17 protein-coding genes are annotated in these 16,480 nt (G+C 28.1%); 4 read left to right on the top strand and 13 right to left on the bottom strand.

Features of this window, described 5'->3' with window-relative positions:
* The 3 genes from AB4Y15_RS13105 to AB4Y15_RS13095 all read right to left on the bottom strand — a co-directional run.
* The coding region (locus AB4Y15_RS13105; RefSeq protein ID WP_427340796.1) for a glycosyl hydrolase family 18 protein at nucleotides 1-1,325 on the bottom strand (1,325 nt) is incomplete at its 3' end.
* Between the two features lie 39 nt (nucleotides 1,326-1,364).
* Complete coding sequence (locus AB4Y15_RS13100) at nucleotides 1,365-1,778, bottom strand: hypothetical protein (RefSeq protein WP_427340795.1); 414 nt, start codon at nucleotides 1,776-1,778, stop codon at nucleotides 1,365-1,367.
* A 452-nt stretch (nucleotides 1,779-2,230) separates the two neighbouring features.
* Entirely contained in the window at nucleotides 2,231-3,103 is an 873-nt protein-coding gene (locus tag AB4Y15_RS13095; RefSeq protein ID WP_427340794.1) for an amidase domain-containing protein, read from the bottom strand.
* Between the two features lie 231 nt (nucleotides 3,104-3,334).
* Here AB4Y15_RS13095 and AB4Y15_RS13090 point away from each other — a divergent pair, with 231 nt between their 5' ends.
* Complete coding sequence (locus AB4Y15_RS13090) at nucleotides 3,335-3,571, top strand: hypothetical protein (RefSeq protein WP_427340793.1); 237 nt, start codon at nucleotides 3,335-3,337, stop codon at nucleotides 3,569-3,571.
* A gap of 6 nt (nucleotides 3,572-3,577) precedes the next feature.
* Here AB4Y15_RS13090 and AB4Y15_RS13085 read toward each other — a convergent pair whose 3' ends face one another.
* The 3 genes from AB4Y15_RS13085 to AB4Y15_RS13075 form a co-directional block, all read right to left on the bottom strand.
* Entirely contained in the window at nucleotides 3,578-6,598 is a 3,021-nt protein-coding gene (locus AB4Y15_RS13085; protein ID WP_427340792.1) for an efflux RND transporter permease subunit, read from the bottom strand.
* A 16-nt stretch (nucleotides 6,599-6,614) separates the two neighbouring features.
* Entirely contained in the window at nucleotides 6,615-7,814 is a 1,200-nt protein-coding gene (locus AB4Y15_RS13080) for an efflux RND transporter periplasmic adaptor subunit (RefSeq protein ID WP_427340791.1), read from the bottom strand.
* 133 nt (nucleotides 7,815-7,947) lie between these two features.
* Nucleotides 7,948-8,538, bottom strand: coding sequence for a TetR/AcrR family transcriptional regulator (locus AB4Y15_RS13075; RefSeq protein WP_035163378.1), 591 nt, complete (start codon nucleotides 8,536-8,538; stop codon nucleotides 7,948-7,950).
* A 148-nt stretch (nucleotides 8,539-8,686) separates the two neighbouring features.
* On the opposite strand from AB4Y15_RS13075, the gene AB4Y15_RS13070 reads away from it, so the two are divergent.
* Nucleotides 8,687-10,468, top strand: a complete 1,782-nt coding sequence (locus AB4Y15_RS13070) for a sigma-54 interaction domain-containing protein (protein WP_427340790.1) — start codon at nucleotides 8,687-8,689, stop codon at nucleotides 10,466-10,468.
* Nucleotides 10,469-10,644: 176 nt separating this feature from the next.
* On the top strand, nucleotides 10,645-11,925 hold the full coding sequence (locus AB4Y15_RS13065) for an L-cysteine desulfidase family protein (RefSeq protein ID WP_427340789.1): 1,281 nt from the start codon (nucleotides 10,645-10,647) through the stop codon (nucleotides 11,923-11,925).
* Between the two features lie 209 nt (nucleotides 11,926-12,134).
* Here the strand turns inward: AB4Y15_RS13065 and AB4Y15_RS13060 are convergent, their stop codons facing one another.
* The 3 genes from AB4Y15_RS13060 to AB4Y15_RS13050 form a co-directional block, all read right to left on the bottom strand.
* A complete protein-coding gene (locus tag AB4Y15_RS13060) occupies nucleotides 12,135-12,485 on the bottom strand; it encodes a hypothetical protein (protein WP_427340788.1) in 351 nt (116 codons plus the stop codon).
* 99 nt (nucleotides 12,486-12,584) lie between these two features.
* On the bottom strand, nucleotides 12,585-12,836 hold the full coding sequence (locus tag AB4Y15_RS13055) for a hypothetical protein (RefSeq protein WP_427340787.1): 252 nt from the start codon (nucleotides 12,834-12,836) through the stop codon (nucleotides 12,585-12,587).
* A 50-nt stretch (nucleotides 12,837-12,886) separates the two neighbouring features.
* Complete coding sequence (locus tag AB4Y15_RS13050; RefSeq protein ID WP_427340786.1) at nucleotides 12,887-13,099, bottom strand: hypothetical protein; 213 nt, start codon at nucleotides 13,097-13,099, stop codon at nucleotides 12,887-12,889.
* A 522-nt stretch (nucleotides 13,100-13,621) separates the two neighbouring features.
* Between AB4Y15_RS13050 and AB4Y15_RS13045 the strand changes: the two genes are divergently transcribed.
* On the top strand, nucleotides 13,622-14,134 hold the full coding sequence (locus AB4Y15_RS13045; RefSeq protein WP_427340785.1) for a hypothetical protein: 513 nt from the start codon (nucleotides 13,622-13,624) through the stop codon (nucleotides 14,132-14,134).
* Nucleotides 14,135-14,260: 126 nt separating this feature from the next.
* Here the strand turns inward: AB4Y15_RS13045 and AB4Y15_RS14145 are convergent, their stop codons facing one another.
* The 4 genes from AB4Y15_RS14145 to AB4Y15_RS13030 all read right to left on the bottom strand — a co-directional run.
* Nucleotides 14,261-14,425 carry a transposase gene (locus tag AB4Y15_RS14145; RefSeq protein ID WP_489672028.1) on the bottom strand — a complete coding sequence of 55 codons (165 nt, stop codon included), beginning with the start codon at nucleotides 14,423-14,425 and terminating at the stop codon, nucleotides 14,261-14,263.
* A 199-nt stretch (nucleotides 14,426-14,624) separates the two neighbouring features.
* A complete protein-coding gene (locus AB4Y15_RS13040; RefSeq protein WP_427340784.1) occupies nucleotides 14,625-15,230 on the bottom strand; it encodes a hypothetical protein in 606 nt (201 codons plus the stop codon).
* A gap of 242 nt (nucleotides 15,231-15,472) precedes the next feature.
* Nucleotides 15,473-15,748, bottom strand: a complete 276-nt coding sequence (locus AB4Y15_RS13035) for a hypothetical protein (protein WP_427340783.1) — start codon at nucleotides 15,746-15,748, stop codon at nucleotides 15,473-15,475.
* A 308-nt stretch (nucleotides 15,749-16,056) separates the two neighbouring features.
* Nucleotides 16,057-16,480 (bottom strand): hypothetical protein (locus AB4Y15_RS13030; protein ID WP_427340782.1); only part of this gene is annotated, 424 nt, incomplete at its 5' end.

Genomic DNA, 16,480 nt, shown 5'->3' with positions numbered 1-16,480 from the left:
CTCCATAATGAAATTCCACCTATTTTAAATTCTTTAGCCAAGTTTATTTTCTCTATAACACTTCTACTGTCCTCATACCAGATTATGTTATCTGTTCCTTCTAAATCATTATAATACCTTATATATGGATTTTTTGAATTGTCATCAAAATTAATTATTTCGTCTATTGTACGACCTCTATTTAATTCTTCTTTTATCCTGTTATAAATCATTTCATAAGTAGGTCTGTCGGGATAAATTACGTTATTATCTTTATTTATCCCACTGTTATAAAGTTTCCCTTCTTTTACTTTCCATTGAGCACTTCCAAAATTAATTTGAAGTAAAATTTTATCTCTTTGGGCTACACCATTTTCCTCATCTGTGATATCTAATAAGGCTTGTCTTACTTTTGATATTGGTGTTAATGGAGTATATACAATTTCATCAACCAAATATGCTGATTCTAAATCCTTGTCATCATAGTCATGAGCCATTAGAATAACCTTATCTGCAATATGGCCGATTTCTCTATAATCATATGCATTATTCCATGTTTTTGGTGGTACTGTAACATATAATTTCTTATTTTTCTTAACCAATTCTTCTTTTAAATCTTTCAAAAACGTTATAAACTTTTGACTATCTTTTTCTTCTAACCCTTCAAAATCAATTACAACACCATCAAATGTAATATTTTCTCCATACACTTCTTTACCAGTTATACTATCAATAATTTGCTTAATAGCCGAATCTTTATGCTCTAATATAGAACCTATATTTTTATCTGCATATACATTTAATTGTGTTGATATATTATACTGTTTTGCGAAATTTAATGGCTCGTTAAATCCATATGGTACATAAAAATCATTTCCATTCAAAGTAGTCATATTGAGAAAAACTTTATTGTTTTGTTCGTCATATTCCATTCTACTCCATCCAAACGATATTGAATTTATATTCTGAATCGATTTATTCTTTAATAGCGTTTTAAATTGCTCATAAGAATTTATTGCATAAAAAGTATGTAATTCCAATTGTTTTCCCGTGCTAGAATTAGTAGTTATAGACTCATTTGCTTTATCATTAATACTTATTGTTTTAGTAGTTTCATCCCACTTTACTTCTTTCCCTAACATTTCAGCAACTGCACGAACCGGTGCATATGTAGTACCATTATATAATATATTATCGGCTTGAACATTTTTACCATTAACTTGCAAATTAACATAATTAAATAATACTTGAATTGTCTGCATAGTAGTTTCAGCATATACAGTAATACTCAAAATTAATATACAAAAAATTATAAATGGAACACTGATACTTTTTTTACCTCTCACCAAAATCCCCCCTGAAACAGTATAGCTTGAATACAACTCCTATTCTTTAGTATATATAAATCTTTTATACTGCTCTTCATCTAAAAAGAACATATCTGCAATACAACGTCTTCCATTTAATTTTAACTCATTTGTTCCTGTTTCCACCATTAAAGTATTACCATTATCGTATTTTATAACAATATAATTTTTAATTTTATATGATTTAGAACTCTTATCTCTAATTTCTTGTATTATCGGTTTCCAGCGTTCCAAATTTTTATCGCATGTTACATTAGTAATCAAATATTCTAAATGTGGCCTTGTTGAAGCTCCTATAGTACGAACTATATCATATATATACATATTCTTATCTTTTTCTTCTTCATATTTTATATATAAAACGATATTAATAAATAATGAAAAAATAATCACTGCATATAAAAATATTGATTTTCTTTTATAATTTTTCATATTTATAATTTTTCATACCAATAATATATTTTCACCTCTTTCCTATCATATTTCTTACTTGCCATAAGAATAAACGCGAAAAAATTTCAATATTTTTCCAACATTTCATTTTAATTATATCAAAATGTTTTTTTCTTTTCAATAAAATTTCCCAAAAAGTCATTTCATTGTTTGAAAATGTAGAAATTTAAATAAAAATTTTGAAGGAATTTTTTATGGAAATTAGAAAAATAGTATATATAAATACTATTGAACTTGTTGACAAAGTAAAATATTTTATGAAAATGACGCTCATGCAGACGAATTTAGAAAAAACTAAATTCTTTCAAGCATTCGCTTTCATTTTCATAAATATAAGTTTGTCAACAGTCTGAATAGTATACATAAATACTATTATAATGTTATGTTATAATTAATTTAAAAAGGGGAGAATTGGTTTGAAAAACACACTTTTAACAGCAGAAATTGAAAAAATTAAACAATGTCCAATTGGTAAATTCATCATCAAATTCATCTATCCGCTTGTCTTTTGTATCAGCAGTATGATACGTAAGATATACAATTCCATTTTCCTTTTTGGTTATTATAGTAGTATGATATCTTCTTAATGTACTAGAATCCATTAATTGGACTACATCTCCTATTTCACCATATACACTAACATCAGTATTATTAACATAATTTACATTAGGCACACGTAAAGCCCAATAAGCATAAAAGTCGACAACTCTAATCCATGAAGTCGATTCAGCCCATCTATATCCTTCATCAATAATATAAACTCCTTCGCTATACCAATAATCCGTTGTTTCCTTTACCCCAGTATAAACTCCAGATGAAGGTAAGTGTTCATTGACTCCACCTGCATAGATACATTGTGAAATAAAATTAGTACAGTCAAAAGGCCATATATTGTATGCAGGATTTCTTCTATTATACCAGCTATATGCATAATCTCTTGCCTGATATGAACTATACCCAGCCAGTTCAAATATTTGATCTCCTTTTTCTTTTATTTTCTTATCTTGATTGGCTACTTCTTCTTTAATCTCTTTAATTGTTTTGTCCTTGACATGGGCCATTGTAAATTTTTTATAACATGGTGCCAACTGATATTTTTCCAACTCATAAAGATATTCAGCAAAATATGAATGTATAAGTCTGTAATCTGGGTGATTTATAAGGTTAGCATCTGCTTTTTCAAACATCTGCTTTACAATATAATCTGTATAATCCTTACTGCCAACTTCAATATTAATATTATTATCCTTTAAATAATCTAAAAAAATCTGTTCAATCTGCCCAAGTGTCATGTTATCTTCCATAACCCTTAACTCCCCTACCTCCCATCATTTAATTACCGCCCATATATTTAACTTTATTATAAAGTTTTTCTATTATTTTTCAATATTACATCTCTAGTATTTTTATACCATATATATACCATTTATTCTCTGCCAATTATTATCTTCCTTTTTATCTGCAAATTTCCTAATTTGTATATTGTCGTTAATTTTTATATAATATAAACAATAAATTTAATGGAGGCATTCTCTATGAGTAAAAAGATACTTTTCCCATTAATATATATAATCGTTAACTTATTAGTTTTATTAATCTCTAAAAGCAGTAAACTTTTTCTAATATCAGGATCATTTAGCTTATTTTTAACTGCAACTATAATGAAGTTTTTCCCAAAATATATTGGCTATGAAGGAGAAAAACTCTCCAATGACGATTATTTTAGTCTTATACTAGCAGGAGTATCTTTTCTATTAATTGCTTTACTGTAATTATATTTAAACCTCGGTTTCAACAATACTATATACTACTGGAATAATAACTAGTGTTAACAATGTTGACACCAACAGTCCAAACATTAATGAAATAGCCATTGGTCTAAATAAATTACTTCCTGAAAACACTAAAGGAGTAAGTCCTATTATTGTTGTAGCTGTACTTAATATGATAGGCCTAAATCTCCTATTAGCAGCTTTAAAACATGCATCTTCTACCGATTCTCCACTTTTCCTAGCACTATTAATATAGTCTATTAATACTATTGCATTGTTTACAACAATTCCCATCAAACTAACCATGCCCAATAAAGCTGTAAAAGAAAATGGTTGTTTAAAAAGATACAATCCTAATATTGAACCTACAACAGACAATGGTATCGTTAAAAGAATTATCAAAGGCTGACGAAAAGATTTGAATTGAATCATTAGTATCGCATATATAATTAATACAGCAAACACAGCAGAATTCCCTACACTTCCAAAATTCTCTCTAATTTTTTCTCTTTCTCCATCGAATGCAACTTCTACACCTTCCAAATCTATATCTTTTAATCTAGTTATTAACTCCTTTTGAATATCTACTGAATTAAACCCCGGTTTTACATCACTTGTAACCATAACGGCAAAATCTAAATCATACTTATTAATAGTCGGTATTTCAGACTTTAATCTTATATCCGCTATCTCTTTCAATAATATTTTTCTGCCTGAAAATGAAGATTTAATAGCCAAATTCTCTAAATCCTCTTTAGCTTTTATATCGCTCTTTACAATCATATCGTACTCTTTTCCTCTCTTTCTAAATACTGATGCCTTTCTTCCTCGTAAGGCCGCACTTACCTCCTTTTGTATATCATATTTAGTTATTCCATAAAGATAAGCTCTATCATAATCAACTTCTATTTCAAATTCATATATTTTATCACTATAATCATCTTTTACATTTACAGTTCCCTCTAAATCTTGTAAAATATCTCTGATTTTTTTACTTACTTGCCCCAAGTGCTCTATATTTTTTCCTGTCAATCTAACTCTTATAGGAGCACCAATAGGTTCGCCCAATTCCAATTGTTTTACCGTAGCAGTACCGCCTGTCAATTCAGAATCAAATATTTCTTGCAGATAATCAACTATTTGAGAATTATTCTTAAACCTATTAGACTTTTTAAGATTAAGCCTAACCATTATTTGTGCAATATCTGGTGAATTAACAGTAATAGGAATCGAATCGTAAAACTTCGGCAATCCTCCCCCTATAACTTCAGTATGATTAACAATTTCCGGCTGCTTTTCTAAAATATCTATAACCTTTTCTGTAAATGCTTCTGTATTAGAGATACCTAAATTTCGCTCTGTTTTGATATCTATATATATTATATTTTTGTCTGATTTAGGAAAAAACTGAAGATCTATTTGCCTAAAGATAAATACTGCCATTATTAATATAGAAACAGTAAATAATATAGTAACTTTTTTTCTTCTCATTCCTCTATACAAAATACCATTAAAAAACTTTTTAAATTCAATAATTCTACCTTTTGCTCTATCTCTTTTGAAAAATGTGTATGCCATAGTTGGAGTTACAAATAACGCTACTAAATAAGATGAAAAAAGTGATATCATTACAATTTTAGGTAAACTAGATATATATTCTCCTGCTATAGAATTTAACAGCAAAAGAGGTAAAAATGCACCGATTGTGGTTAATGTGGAGGTCAAAATTGGAATAGCAACTTCTTTTACTCCTTCAATACAAGCCTTAAATTTTTCACACCCTTCATCAATCTTGTTTTGTATAGAATCACTAATTACTATGGCATTGTCAACAAGCATACCTAATGCCACTATAAGGCCAGTAATAGATATTTGATGTATCTTTATACCAAGAATATGCATAACGACAAAAGTAGATATAATTGAAACTGGAATAGCTGTTGAAACTACTATAGCATTTCTAAATCCCATTCCTATAAACACTACTACAATAACGAATAACATTCCTTCAATTAGATTTAATATAAAATTATTAACCGATTTACTTACTTCTTTTGGTTGAAATAAAACCTGATTAACCGATACACCATCAGGAAAATCTTTAGTTATTTCTTTTATTTGCTTTTCAACCTTTTTACCAACAAGCACTATATTTTCATTTTCTTTAAAGTATCCAGCTAATAGAACCGCTTTCTGCCCGTTGTGCTTAATTCTTAAATTAGAATCTTTAGCTTTAATATATACATTAGCAATATCTCCTAACCTAACAACAGAACCATTCTTATCAGAAACGCCTATTATTAAATTCTTTATATCATCGAGTGAAAAAAATACATTAGAAATCTTTACATTTATCTTTGAATTTTCATGCTCAATCTTTCCAGATGGTATCTCTGTATTCTGTAATTTTATTATATTTACTATATCATCTAAAGAGATTTTATAAAAATTCAATTTTTCTGCTTCTACTTCAATAACCACTTCTTTTTCCTGTTTACCAACAATTTCAAATCTAGATACTCCATTGACCTTTCTAAGTTCCTTCTTTAATAGCTCTGCATAATTAACCAATTCATCATATGTATAATTTTCTCCTGTGATACTTAAAATAATCCCTGCAGTATCAACCAAATTCGTATTCACCTGTATATCAAGACATCCGTCAGGAAGCTCATCTTGTAAATCTTCCATCTTCTGTCTTAATTGATTCCATGCTTTATTAATATCTGTTCCATAGTCTAGTCTAACTATCACGATAGATATATTATCATTAGAATAAGAATTACAATAACTATACCCATCAATTTCAACTATTTTTTCTTCTATTTTCCTAGTTACTAATTTTTCTACCTCTTCAGGTGAAGCCCCCGGATATACAGTATAAATCATGGCAGCAGGAGCATTTAAATCTGGAAATTCCTGTTTAGGAATAATAAAATAGCTATATAATCCGAATATCATAATAAGTGCTACTATAAAAAAGGTTATTTTCCTCATCTTAATCGCAGCAGAAATTAGCTGTCTCATAAATTTACCTCCTTATTCAATCGACAATTTTTACTCTATCACCAGATCTAATGTGTTTTATATTCTCTATTACTAACTTATCTCCATTTTCTAGTCCTTCAACCATAACTCTATCTCCACATATTTCTATTATCCTTATCTTTTTCATAATAACCCTATCACCTTTAACTACATATACATAATCTTCACCATTAGTCATTATCGTACTTATCGGAATAAATATACCAGTTTCTTTGCCAACAATAATTCCCACCTTCACTATAGAACCTATTTGTAATTGTTTGCCACTTAAAGCTACATCAACACTGTAAGTTCTCGTCTGATTATCAGGTACATCATCTATATTAGTGATTACTCCTACTAAATTTTCATCATCTAATCTTACAATTGCCTTATCACCCAGTTTAACTTTATTTACATCTTTTTGAGATAATCCTACCCTAACAACCTGATTTCTATTCCTTATAATCACTACTGGCATCCCCTGCGATACCAATTCTCCTTCTTTATACAACACATCAACTACATACCCGTCCGTATCTGCAACTATTTTAGCACCTTCTAATAAACTCTTTTTATACTCATAATTTACTTTAGCCTGTTCATAATTTGCATATGCAGCATCTTTATCTTCATATCTGCCGCCCTTTAGAACCTGTTTATACTCTTCATTTGCCTGATTAAATTCAGACTTCCTAATATTAAATTCCAATTCGGCTTTATCTAATTCACTTTTTGAAACTGCTCCCTCTTCATAGAGCTTTTTTATCTTTTCGTAATTTTCATTAGCAAACTCATATGCCTCTTTAGCCTTATCAAGATTTAATTTAGCTTTATTAATCTCTTCCTCGGTAGCACCATTTGAAATTTTGTCATATTGAGATTTGGCAGCTTTCATTTGAAATTCTGCAGCTTTAACAGATAATTCTAATTCTTTTGTATCTAATTTTGCTAAAATCATTCCCTTCTTTACTTTACTGCCTTTCTGCACATATATTTTTTGTATCTTCCCAGATACCTTAAATCCAAATTTCTTTACTTCTTCAGCAGTAACTACGCCCAAATATTTTAATTCTTTGTCTCTTACTTCTTCTTTTACTTCAATAACTTTAACAGGTTTAACTTTTAATTTTGAGACGTTTGTATTATTTTCATCTATACAAGAAATAAGTAGAAGCGAAATTAAAACCATAACAATAATAAAAATTTTTCTCATAACTATCACCTCTGGAATTAAATATTTTGAATAATTATAGGTACTTGATACTTTATAAACAACATAAGATGCTTTATACTATTTTGATATTAATATCGTGAACTAGCGTTCATTTTTGACTTAAAAAAATTACTTAAATCCTATCATCAAAATTTTTAAATATAAAGCCAACAAATTGTCTTACCATATCTTTAACTTTCTCGTCATTATCATAATGTTTTAATATTAACATTACTCCCTCAATAACGCTCTTTGACAGTACATATGCAAAATAAGGTTCCGTATTGATATTACTATTTTCCGCTTTAATTTTTAAAATATTAATTATAACATTTTGGACTAACTTAACTATCTCTTCCTTCGCACATTCGTATTTAGAACCTTTACTTCCATCGATGAGGATTAATAATTCTTCTTTATATTTTAAATATATACCAACAAGTTCACTAGCCTGAACATCTATATTTAAATTTACTGTTTCTCTGTCAAAGGCATCTAATGCTTTCTGCTCACTTATGAATTTTATGAGTTCATTATATACAGGGCCTATAACTGCATAGAACAAATCATCTTTATTTTTAAAATATCTATACATATTCCCTACTGATACTCCTGCCTTTTTAGCTATATCCCTCATAGAAGCCTTTTCGTAACCCTTCTCTTTAAATTCTTTTAAAGCAGCATTATATATATTATCTCTTATTTCGTCTTTCAATATTTGCATCTTATTAATAAACCCCCGTTCATTATTCTATTATAATTATAATACCATAAAACAAACTTCATTTCAAAATAATTACATTTATTTGGACAAACAACAAAATATTTAGTATTATAAATTCAAAATAAGCATTCGAAGGGCAGGGATGTTTTTGGATAAAAATATACCCGAATTAAATAAAATATATGATACTTTAGTAAAAGTATCTAATGCAATAGTTAGCGTTATTAATGTCGATATAACAATTGTAGATAAAAATTTAAATAGAATTACTGCAACCGGTAAATATATAAGCAGTATTGGCAAAAAGATTGATAAAAGCTGCCTTTTCGCATATGCATTAAAATGTGGAAAAAGCTTCATTATAGAAAACCCAAGAGAACATATAGCATGTGAAGGTTGCCAAAATAAGGCTAACTGTAAGGAATATGCTCAAGTTTGCTGCCCTATAAACGTTGATGGAAATACAGTTGGAATAATAGGACTTATAGCATTTAATGAAAAACAAAAAAATATCATTCTAGAAAAGAAAAAAAACTTATTAGATTTTTTAAATAGAATGGCAGATTTAATAGCTTCAAAATTAAAAGAAGATAAAAAAACCGAAGAAATTACATTAATGGCAAAAGAATTAGAAATTCTCGTCAACTCAATTGACACAGGAGTAATATTTACAGATGAAGATGGAAATATAGTTCGCTATAATTCTATTGCTGATGAAATTTTTCAACTGGATAAAAATAAAATCAAAAACATTAATACAATCATAGATAACCTATCTATAAAAAATTTATCATCAATAGAAAAGAACCTTCAAAAAAACAGGACTTTTAACTATAAAGTAAATAACTCAAGGTTTAGAGGTATATATAATGCCAAACCGATAATAATAAATAAAAAAATCATAGGTTATATATTCACTTTTAATAAAATGAAAGAAATAATTAAAGTAGTAAATGATGTTACAGGTAATAATAGAATTACTACCTTTGAAGACATAATTGGAGAAAGCAGGGAAATCAACCTAGTTAAAAATTATGCAAAAAAAATATCAAAAGGAACTTCAACTGTTTTAATACAAGGTGAAAGTGGAACTGGAAAAGAATTATTTGCAAGGGCAATACACTTCTCAAGTAATAGAAGAAATTACCCATTTATACCAATAAACTGTGGAGCTATACCAGAAAATTTAATAGAAAGCGAACTTTTCGGATATGAAGAAGGAGCATTTACAGGAGCGAAAAAAGGCGGAAAAATAGGCAAATTTGAACTTGCACATAAAGGAACAATTTTTTTAGATGAAATAGGAGATATGCCTATCCATATGCAGACAAAATTATTAAGAGTCCTTCAAGAAAATGTAATATGCAGAATTGGAGGAAATACTTTAGTCCCTATTGATGTAAGAATAATAGCTGCTACAAACAAAGATCTTGAAAAAAAAGTTGAAGAAGGAGAATTTAGAGAAGATTTATACTATAGGCTAAATGTAATTCCAATACACCTGCCACCATTAAGAGAAAGACTAGATGATATCAAGATTTTAGCCAATAAATTCCTAGATAGATTTAATATAAAGCTAAACAGAAACATAGCCAAATTTTCAGAAGATGTCATAGCACTATTTTTAAATTACAATTGGCCTGGAAATGTCAGAGAACTTCAAAATGTAGTAGAATATGCAGTAAACATGTCAACAGACAATATTATAACTATCGACGACTTACCTAAACGTTTTAAAAATATGCATTCAGAAATTAATGTAAATAATGATAATAAAATCACTCCAATTAGCGAGTTAGAAAAGCAGGAAATTATTAAGGCCCTTAAAATATACGGCAATAGCAAAAAAGGCATAAATCAAGCTGCTAAAGCTCTAGGTATAAGTAGAGCAACAATTTATAGAAAAATAAAATTATATGGATTAAAATAAGTCTCATTTTGAGAAGACAATCTCAATTTGAGACTTATTTTTTCTTTTTTTGTTCTCATTTTGAGACTTAATACGTTCAAAATGTGATTTTTTCAATTGGCATAAATATTGCGTTTATAATCTTTAGAAACAATTCGTTACTCATAAATAAGCACATCTATATGGAGGTGTATTTAATGAACATCAAAGATGTTATCCTAGATACTCTAAAAAAAGAAGTAGTTCCTGCAATAGGATGTACTGAACCTGTCGCGGTAGCTCTTACATGTACAAAAGCTAAAGAACTTTTAGAAAGTGATAATATTATAGAAGCTACAATTTTAGTGAGTCCTAACATATATAAAAATGGATTAGGAGTAGGAATTCCCAATACGAGTGAAATAGGACTTGATATCGCTGCAGCTCTTGGAATTGTAGGTGGAAAATCTGAAAAAGATTTAAGAGTATTAGAAGATATCTCAAACAAGCAGGTTGAAAAAGCTAAAAAAATGCTAGAAGAAGGGATTATTAAAATTGGAATAAAAAATACTCAAGAGAAGGTTTATGTAGAAGTTAACTTAAAATCTAACTCTAATTATTCTAAAGTTATAATAAGAGAAATGCATAATAATTTCACCCATTTAGAAACTGACGGCAAAATAATTTTCCAAAAAAATCATATCAGTCAATCAGAAAATAATCAATCAGATGAATTATTTAATTTAAAAATCAGAGATATCATTAAAGAAATTGAAAAAATCGAACCTTCTAAATTAGAATTTTTATTAGAAGGAATTGAAATGAATGAAAAAATTGCTAATGTAGCTCTTGAAAAAAAACTTGGAATCGGTGTTGGATACAGTATATATGAAAACATAAAAAATAATATTATTGCTGATGATTTGACAAATACTGCCGCAATGCTTACTGCAGCAGGTGCAGATGCGAGAATGTCTGGATTGAATATGCCTGTAATGAGTTCTAATGGAAGCGGAAATAATGGACTAACTGCTATACTTCCAATTGCAGCGTATAAGAAAAAATATGATGTCGACAACGAAAAAATTGTAAAAGCTCTAGCAATAAGCCATATAATAAACTGCTATATCAAACACTATATAGGACGTTTATCTGCTTTATGCGGTTGTTCAGTAGCTGCAGCTACTGGTTCTGGTGCTGCAATAGCCTATCTTATGGGGGCAGATAGTAATCAGATAGATGGGGTTATAAAAAATATGATTGCAAATTTGAGTGGTATGATATGTGACGGCGCTAAAGTAAGCTGTGCATTTAAACTAGCAACAGCAGCTTCAACGGCTGTGCAATCTGCTTTGTTAGCAGTAAATGACAGTATCGCTCTTCCTAGAAACGGAATAGTTGCAGAAAGTGCAGAAGAAACGATTAGAAATTTAGGGATATTAAGTAAGGAAGGTATGAATACTACTGATAAAGTTATTTTAGAAATTATGAGTAAATAGATTTTAAATGATAAAAACGTGGCAAATTATCTTATGCCACGTTTTTTGAATTTAATTCTTTTAATTTTTTAATGTCTTTTTACCGTTCAACAAATAATAAAATATCTTTGAAAAGCTATTTTTACTTGTTCCTCGTGAATACGCCTCCCGGCAAACATATCCAAGGTATTTTTATCAGATTAAAATCTCATAGTACCTACAACTCCTTTCTAATGCTCTTTATAGTATTTGTAAAGTTGGTGAATAGCTTGTCTTGACACTCCATATAGATTAGCAATTTTTTGAAAAGTAAAGCGTTGTTCTTCAACCATTTTCAATAGAACTTCTTTTGGGAGTTTACTTCTTAAAGAATTAGTACGTGCTTTAACAATTTTTCTTTTTCTATATTTAAGGCCTTGTTTTTCAATCCACTGTTTCACATTTATATTTTCAGTTTGAGCTAAATAATGCACTTTATCATATAATTTTTTATAGTAAGACAAATTATAAACTTCACCGTCTGGATAAAGTGTATTTAATATTTGTACGACTTTTTGTTTTTCTTTTACCAAATCTAACACCAGTTGCACCTCCAATAACGAACTTTATTAAAGGGACTTACTTCAATAAATGGTAAGTCCCTCAACTCTAATCACCAACCTGTTTAATAAAATCACTAATTATACTTGCACTAACTCTTTATCCTCAATAACCTTTTTAGCTCTAAGAAATCCAAGAATAACTGTCTCTTTATCAGCTCCTTCAAATAATTTCTTGAATAATCCCGTGAGCTCCCTAGGCTCTATTTTACCCAAAATAGCTAAGTGTGAAAGCATTAGAATAGCTGTATCTGCTTCTATCTCTTTATTTTTAAGTGCCTTTTTTAATTTTTCAACAAAATATTCTTTTTGAAATTCAGTGTATTTTTCCATATTATTCTCTCCCTTATATACCTGCAAGTATCTTTATTTTAATAAAATCTTCACTTGCCATATCTTCTACTCATCTTTTCTTTAATATAATCTTTTGTAATAAATCCCATTCCTAATTTTGCAAAGTCACTTACTGCTTCGCTTCTATCATCATAGACAGCTATACGCTCCCAAATTTCTTTTTGTCCGTCTTTATTAGTAACTAAGCTAAAACGTTGTATTTCTTTTGATTCTTCTATAAATACATAGTCTCTTTTTGCCATATATGTCACCTCTCACCTTGCTTTAATGATATTTTCCATTTAATTATATAACATCATTAGTATTATTTAATATACTATTTTTCTAAATTCCATAAAAATTTCCTTCAAAAAATCTTATTTAAATTTTTGCATTTTCAAACAATATAATTGCATTTTCGGAAAATATTATTGAAAATGGAAGGCTGTTTTTATATAATTAGCATGAAATGTTAGAAAATTATTCTAACTTTTCATGCTTTTTCTTATTTTTTAAGTAGATAATTTTAAATATAATTTCCGTAATGGATGTTGGAAAAATCTTCCTTGCTTTATTTAAATCGAAGATTTTGTTCCATAACTCTAGCAATGTTATTTATGATTTCTAGCATAGGAACAAAATCTACTTGCATTGGTTGGTTCAAAATATACTATATGGACATATAACCAAATAACAAATGATAAGTATATATCGTTCACATTAAAGTATATGGATAGTAGGATAATGTAAGAATTACGAGAATTATAAAAGGGAGATTTAGAATAATGAATAGAAATATTCTATTAGGAATTTTATTAACTATTTTGATTCTATCCTTATTTGTTGCATGCAGTAAAGATAAAGAAAATTATTTAAAATATAGTTATAAACATGAAGAAACATCTTTTAGCTTCGAATATCCAGAAAATTGGGTGGTTGAAATAGAACCTAGATGGCCAGGAGACTCCGAGGCTGGAATTGAAGCAAGCCCAGATGATGGAGTATCTATTTATATTGATGGCGATAATGAAAATTGTATATGTATATTTGGCTCCTATAGTCCAATTTTATATGATCCGCCAGATGATATAAATTTATACAGAAGATTTGAATCAAAGATAGACAATATTGAAAAAATGGATATAATAAAGTCAGATGAAAGAATATATTATATTGTATTTAAAGAAACAGAAAAATCTGTGGTTTTTTATAATGCAGTAGTTAATGTAAATGAAAACTTCTATAGCAAACATGAAGATATAATTTGGCATATTCTAGGAAGTGTAGAAATAAAATAATGAAACAAAAAAAGCCGTCAAACTGTATGAAAACAAGTGTATAATTCTTTATAAATAAAATTAAATTTACAAGAATTTAGTTATTAAATTTAATAAGCATATATTATGTTAAAAGATAACAAGAATCTAATCCCCTTTCATATATCCATACATGTACAATTTAAGCAAATCCTTTGAGTTATATTCTGGTCTACCCGTTTTGGCTGGTATAGCTCTTATAAACCCTAGCTCTTTCATATCTAATTTATCTACATAGGCATCTATGACTCTTACTGGATTATCTTCTGCTATTGAATAACTATATCTCTTTGGTTAATGAGTTTTTACACAGTCTACCGTCTCCTTGTATCCTTTAAACTAATTCCTCGATCCATACTTCCCCCTTGTATCCTTAAGGGATATTAAGTAAAAAAGGCATGAATACTAACGATAGAATCATTTAAATTATGAGTAAATAGATTTTAAATGATAAAAACGTGGCAACTTTAAATTATGCCACGTTTTTTGAATTTAATTCTTTTAATTTTTTAATGTCTTTTTCTAAAAGATTTAATATCTGAATAGCTCTATTAATCTCTTCATCAGTAATATAATTATTTTCCTTAACCAATTGCTTATAATTTTTAGTTATAGAACTATATACTTCATGATATGATTTAATAAATTTAAGCATATCTTTATCAAATCTTTTTTCATCAATCAACTTTTGAATAACCTTATTAAGATTTTGAGAGAATTTCTTCGTTTCATAATGCAAATTCAAACTACATCCAAACAGCTTTTCTATCTCTTCATCTCCATATCTAGGATTAAATATTGTTACCATTGAAGGAAATGAATTTGCAACACCTTCAGTATATGATAGTCTTCTTATTAATTCATCTTTTGAATAAGTATCGCTAAATTCTTTTATAAAATATAGATTTGACTCAATACTTTCTAATAATAAAGCCTGATTAAGTAAATGTTCTCTAATTCCTTCTTTATAGAATAATCCTTTAGAGTCATCTATTTTCTTATTTACTCTATTACAAGAAACTATCACTAAAATGCTAATAATAAATATTATTATAACTATAAACTTTTTAGATTTCATACCTTTACTCCTCATTTTATTTTTAAAAAAGATGTTTGGATTGTTTGGATATCTTCAGAATGAATATTATATATGTAATCAACCTAATTTATGTTTAAAAATAAATAGGTAAATACTTTGTTTGATGATTATGATGAATATACTGAAAGTTTTTATATACATACATGGAAAAATTCTTATATAGAAGAGGCTCAAAAAGTGATTTGAACGTAATCATAGTTACTCTTTTTTATTTAAAGGTACTATTTTGATCCAGCTAAAATCTTTATTAAATTTCTTTTCTGTATATGAAAAAAATAAATATGTTGTGATTTGTTTTCAACTATCAAATCAATCAAATAACTATAATAATAATTATCTTCAAGATTTTCAAGTTGTTTCAGAGTTGCTCTAATGTTAATATCTTCAAGTTTTATTGACGGTTTCAGAGTAAAATAATACACGTTACCTAAAATTATAAAAAAAGAAATAATAGTTATTATTAATAATGATGTTTTATTTTTCATATCATCCTTCAATTATTTGATTAGGTTTTGTTAAGTTATATATCTTTGCTCAACCAAATTCAATATAACCGCTTTTTCAAAAATATGCATAATGCATATTTTTGTATCGTAATCTGATTCTCCCTTTTTAATTATAATATAACATCATTAGTATTATTTGTATATACTATTTTTCTGATTTTCATAAAAATTTCCTTCAAAAAATCTTATTTAAATTTTTGCATTTTCGGGCAATGAAATAACAATTGGACACAAAAAAATATAAGGGGACGGTTCTTCTGTTTCCTTAAAGATACACTAGAACCGTCCCCTTGTGTCCTTTAAACTATTTTATCGATCCATACTTCTTCTACTGAAAAACTTTGCTCCATTATTTTTTTTACATCTAATGCTTCATTATAATTGTTCACAGTTATAGCTACTTCTTCTCCATAGTGACTTGAATAAAATTTCGGTTCATCATTCCTATACAAATTTACAGTAAACCACTTAATATATCCTGAACTTGTTAGATAATCACTTAATAAAAGCCTCTTTATTCTATCATCAATTAAGCCCTTATAAACCAACTCATTAGTTTCAAAATTATCAACCTTTTCACCTAATAAACTAATATCTTCTATCGATTTTACATCATCTGGCCAAAGTCTGAACTCATATCTATCTGCCGTCTTTAATGCAATAGATATAGCCTTCTCCCACCAATCATAACTTTTATATATATTTGCAAGTGGATTTTCTGAT

The organism is Caloranaerobacter longqiensis, assembly GCF_050286925.1.
GTDB lineage: Bacteria > Bacillota > Clostridia > Tissierellales > Thermohalobacteraceae > Caloranaerobacter.
Note: the sequence above shows the minus strand (reverse complement) of the source record. Positions and strands in the feature narration are given on the sequence as shown.

Bases quoted from the DNA above. Each gene is read 5' to 3' on its own strand.
- AB4Y15_RS13085 (WP_427340792.1), bottom strand. From the start codon at position 6,598: ATGAGACAGCTAATTTCTGCTGCGATTAAGATGAGGAAAATAACCTTT.
- AB4Y15_RS13095 (WP_427340794.1), bottom strand. From the start codon at position 3,103: ATGGAAGATAACATGACACTTGGGCAGATTGAACAGATTTTTTTAGAT.
- AB4Y15_RS13055 (WP_427340787.1), bottom strand. From the start codon at position 12,836: ATGGAAAAATACACTGAATTTCAAAAAGAATATTTTGTTGAAAAATTA.
- AB4Y15_RS13100 (WP_427340795.1), bottom strand. From the start codon at position 1,778: ATGAAAAATTATAAAAGAAAATCAATATTTTTATATGCAGTGATTATT.
- AB4Y15_RS13040 (WP_427340784.1), bottom strand. From the start codon at position 15,230: ATGAAATCTAAAAAGTTTATAGTTATAATAATATTTATTATTAGCATT.
- AB4Y15_RS13090 (WP_427340793.1), top strand. From the start codon at position 3,335: ATGAGTAAAAAGATACTTTTCCCATTAATATATATAATCGTTAACTTA.
- AB4Y15_RS13075 (WP_035163378.1), bottom strand. From the start codon at position 8,538: ATGCAAATATTGAAAGACGAAATAAGAGATAATATATATAATGCTGCT.
- AB4Y15_RS13050 (WP_427340786.1), bottom strand. From the start codon at position 13,099: ATGGCAAAAAGAGACTATGTATTTATAGAAGAATCAAAAGAAATACAA.
- AB4Y15_RS13080 (WP_427340791.1), bottom strand. From the start codon at position 7,814: ATGAGAAAAATTTTTATTATTGTTATGGTTTTAATTTCGCTTCTACTT.
- AB4Y15_RS13065 (WP_427340789.1), top strand. From the start codon at position 10,645: ATGAACATCAAAGATGTTATCCTAGATACTCTAAAAAAAGAAGTAGTT.
- AB4Y15_RS13045 (WP_427340785.1), top strand. From the start codon at position 13,622: ATGAATAGAAATATTCTATTAGGAATTTTATTAACTATTTTGATTCTA.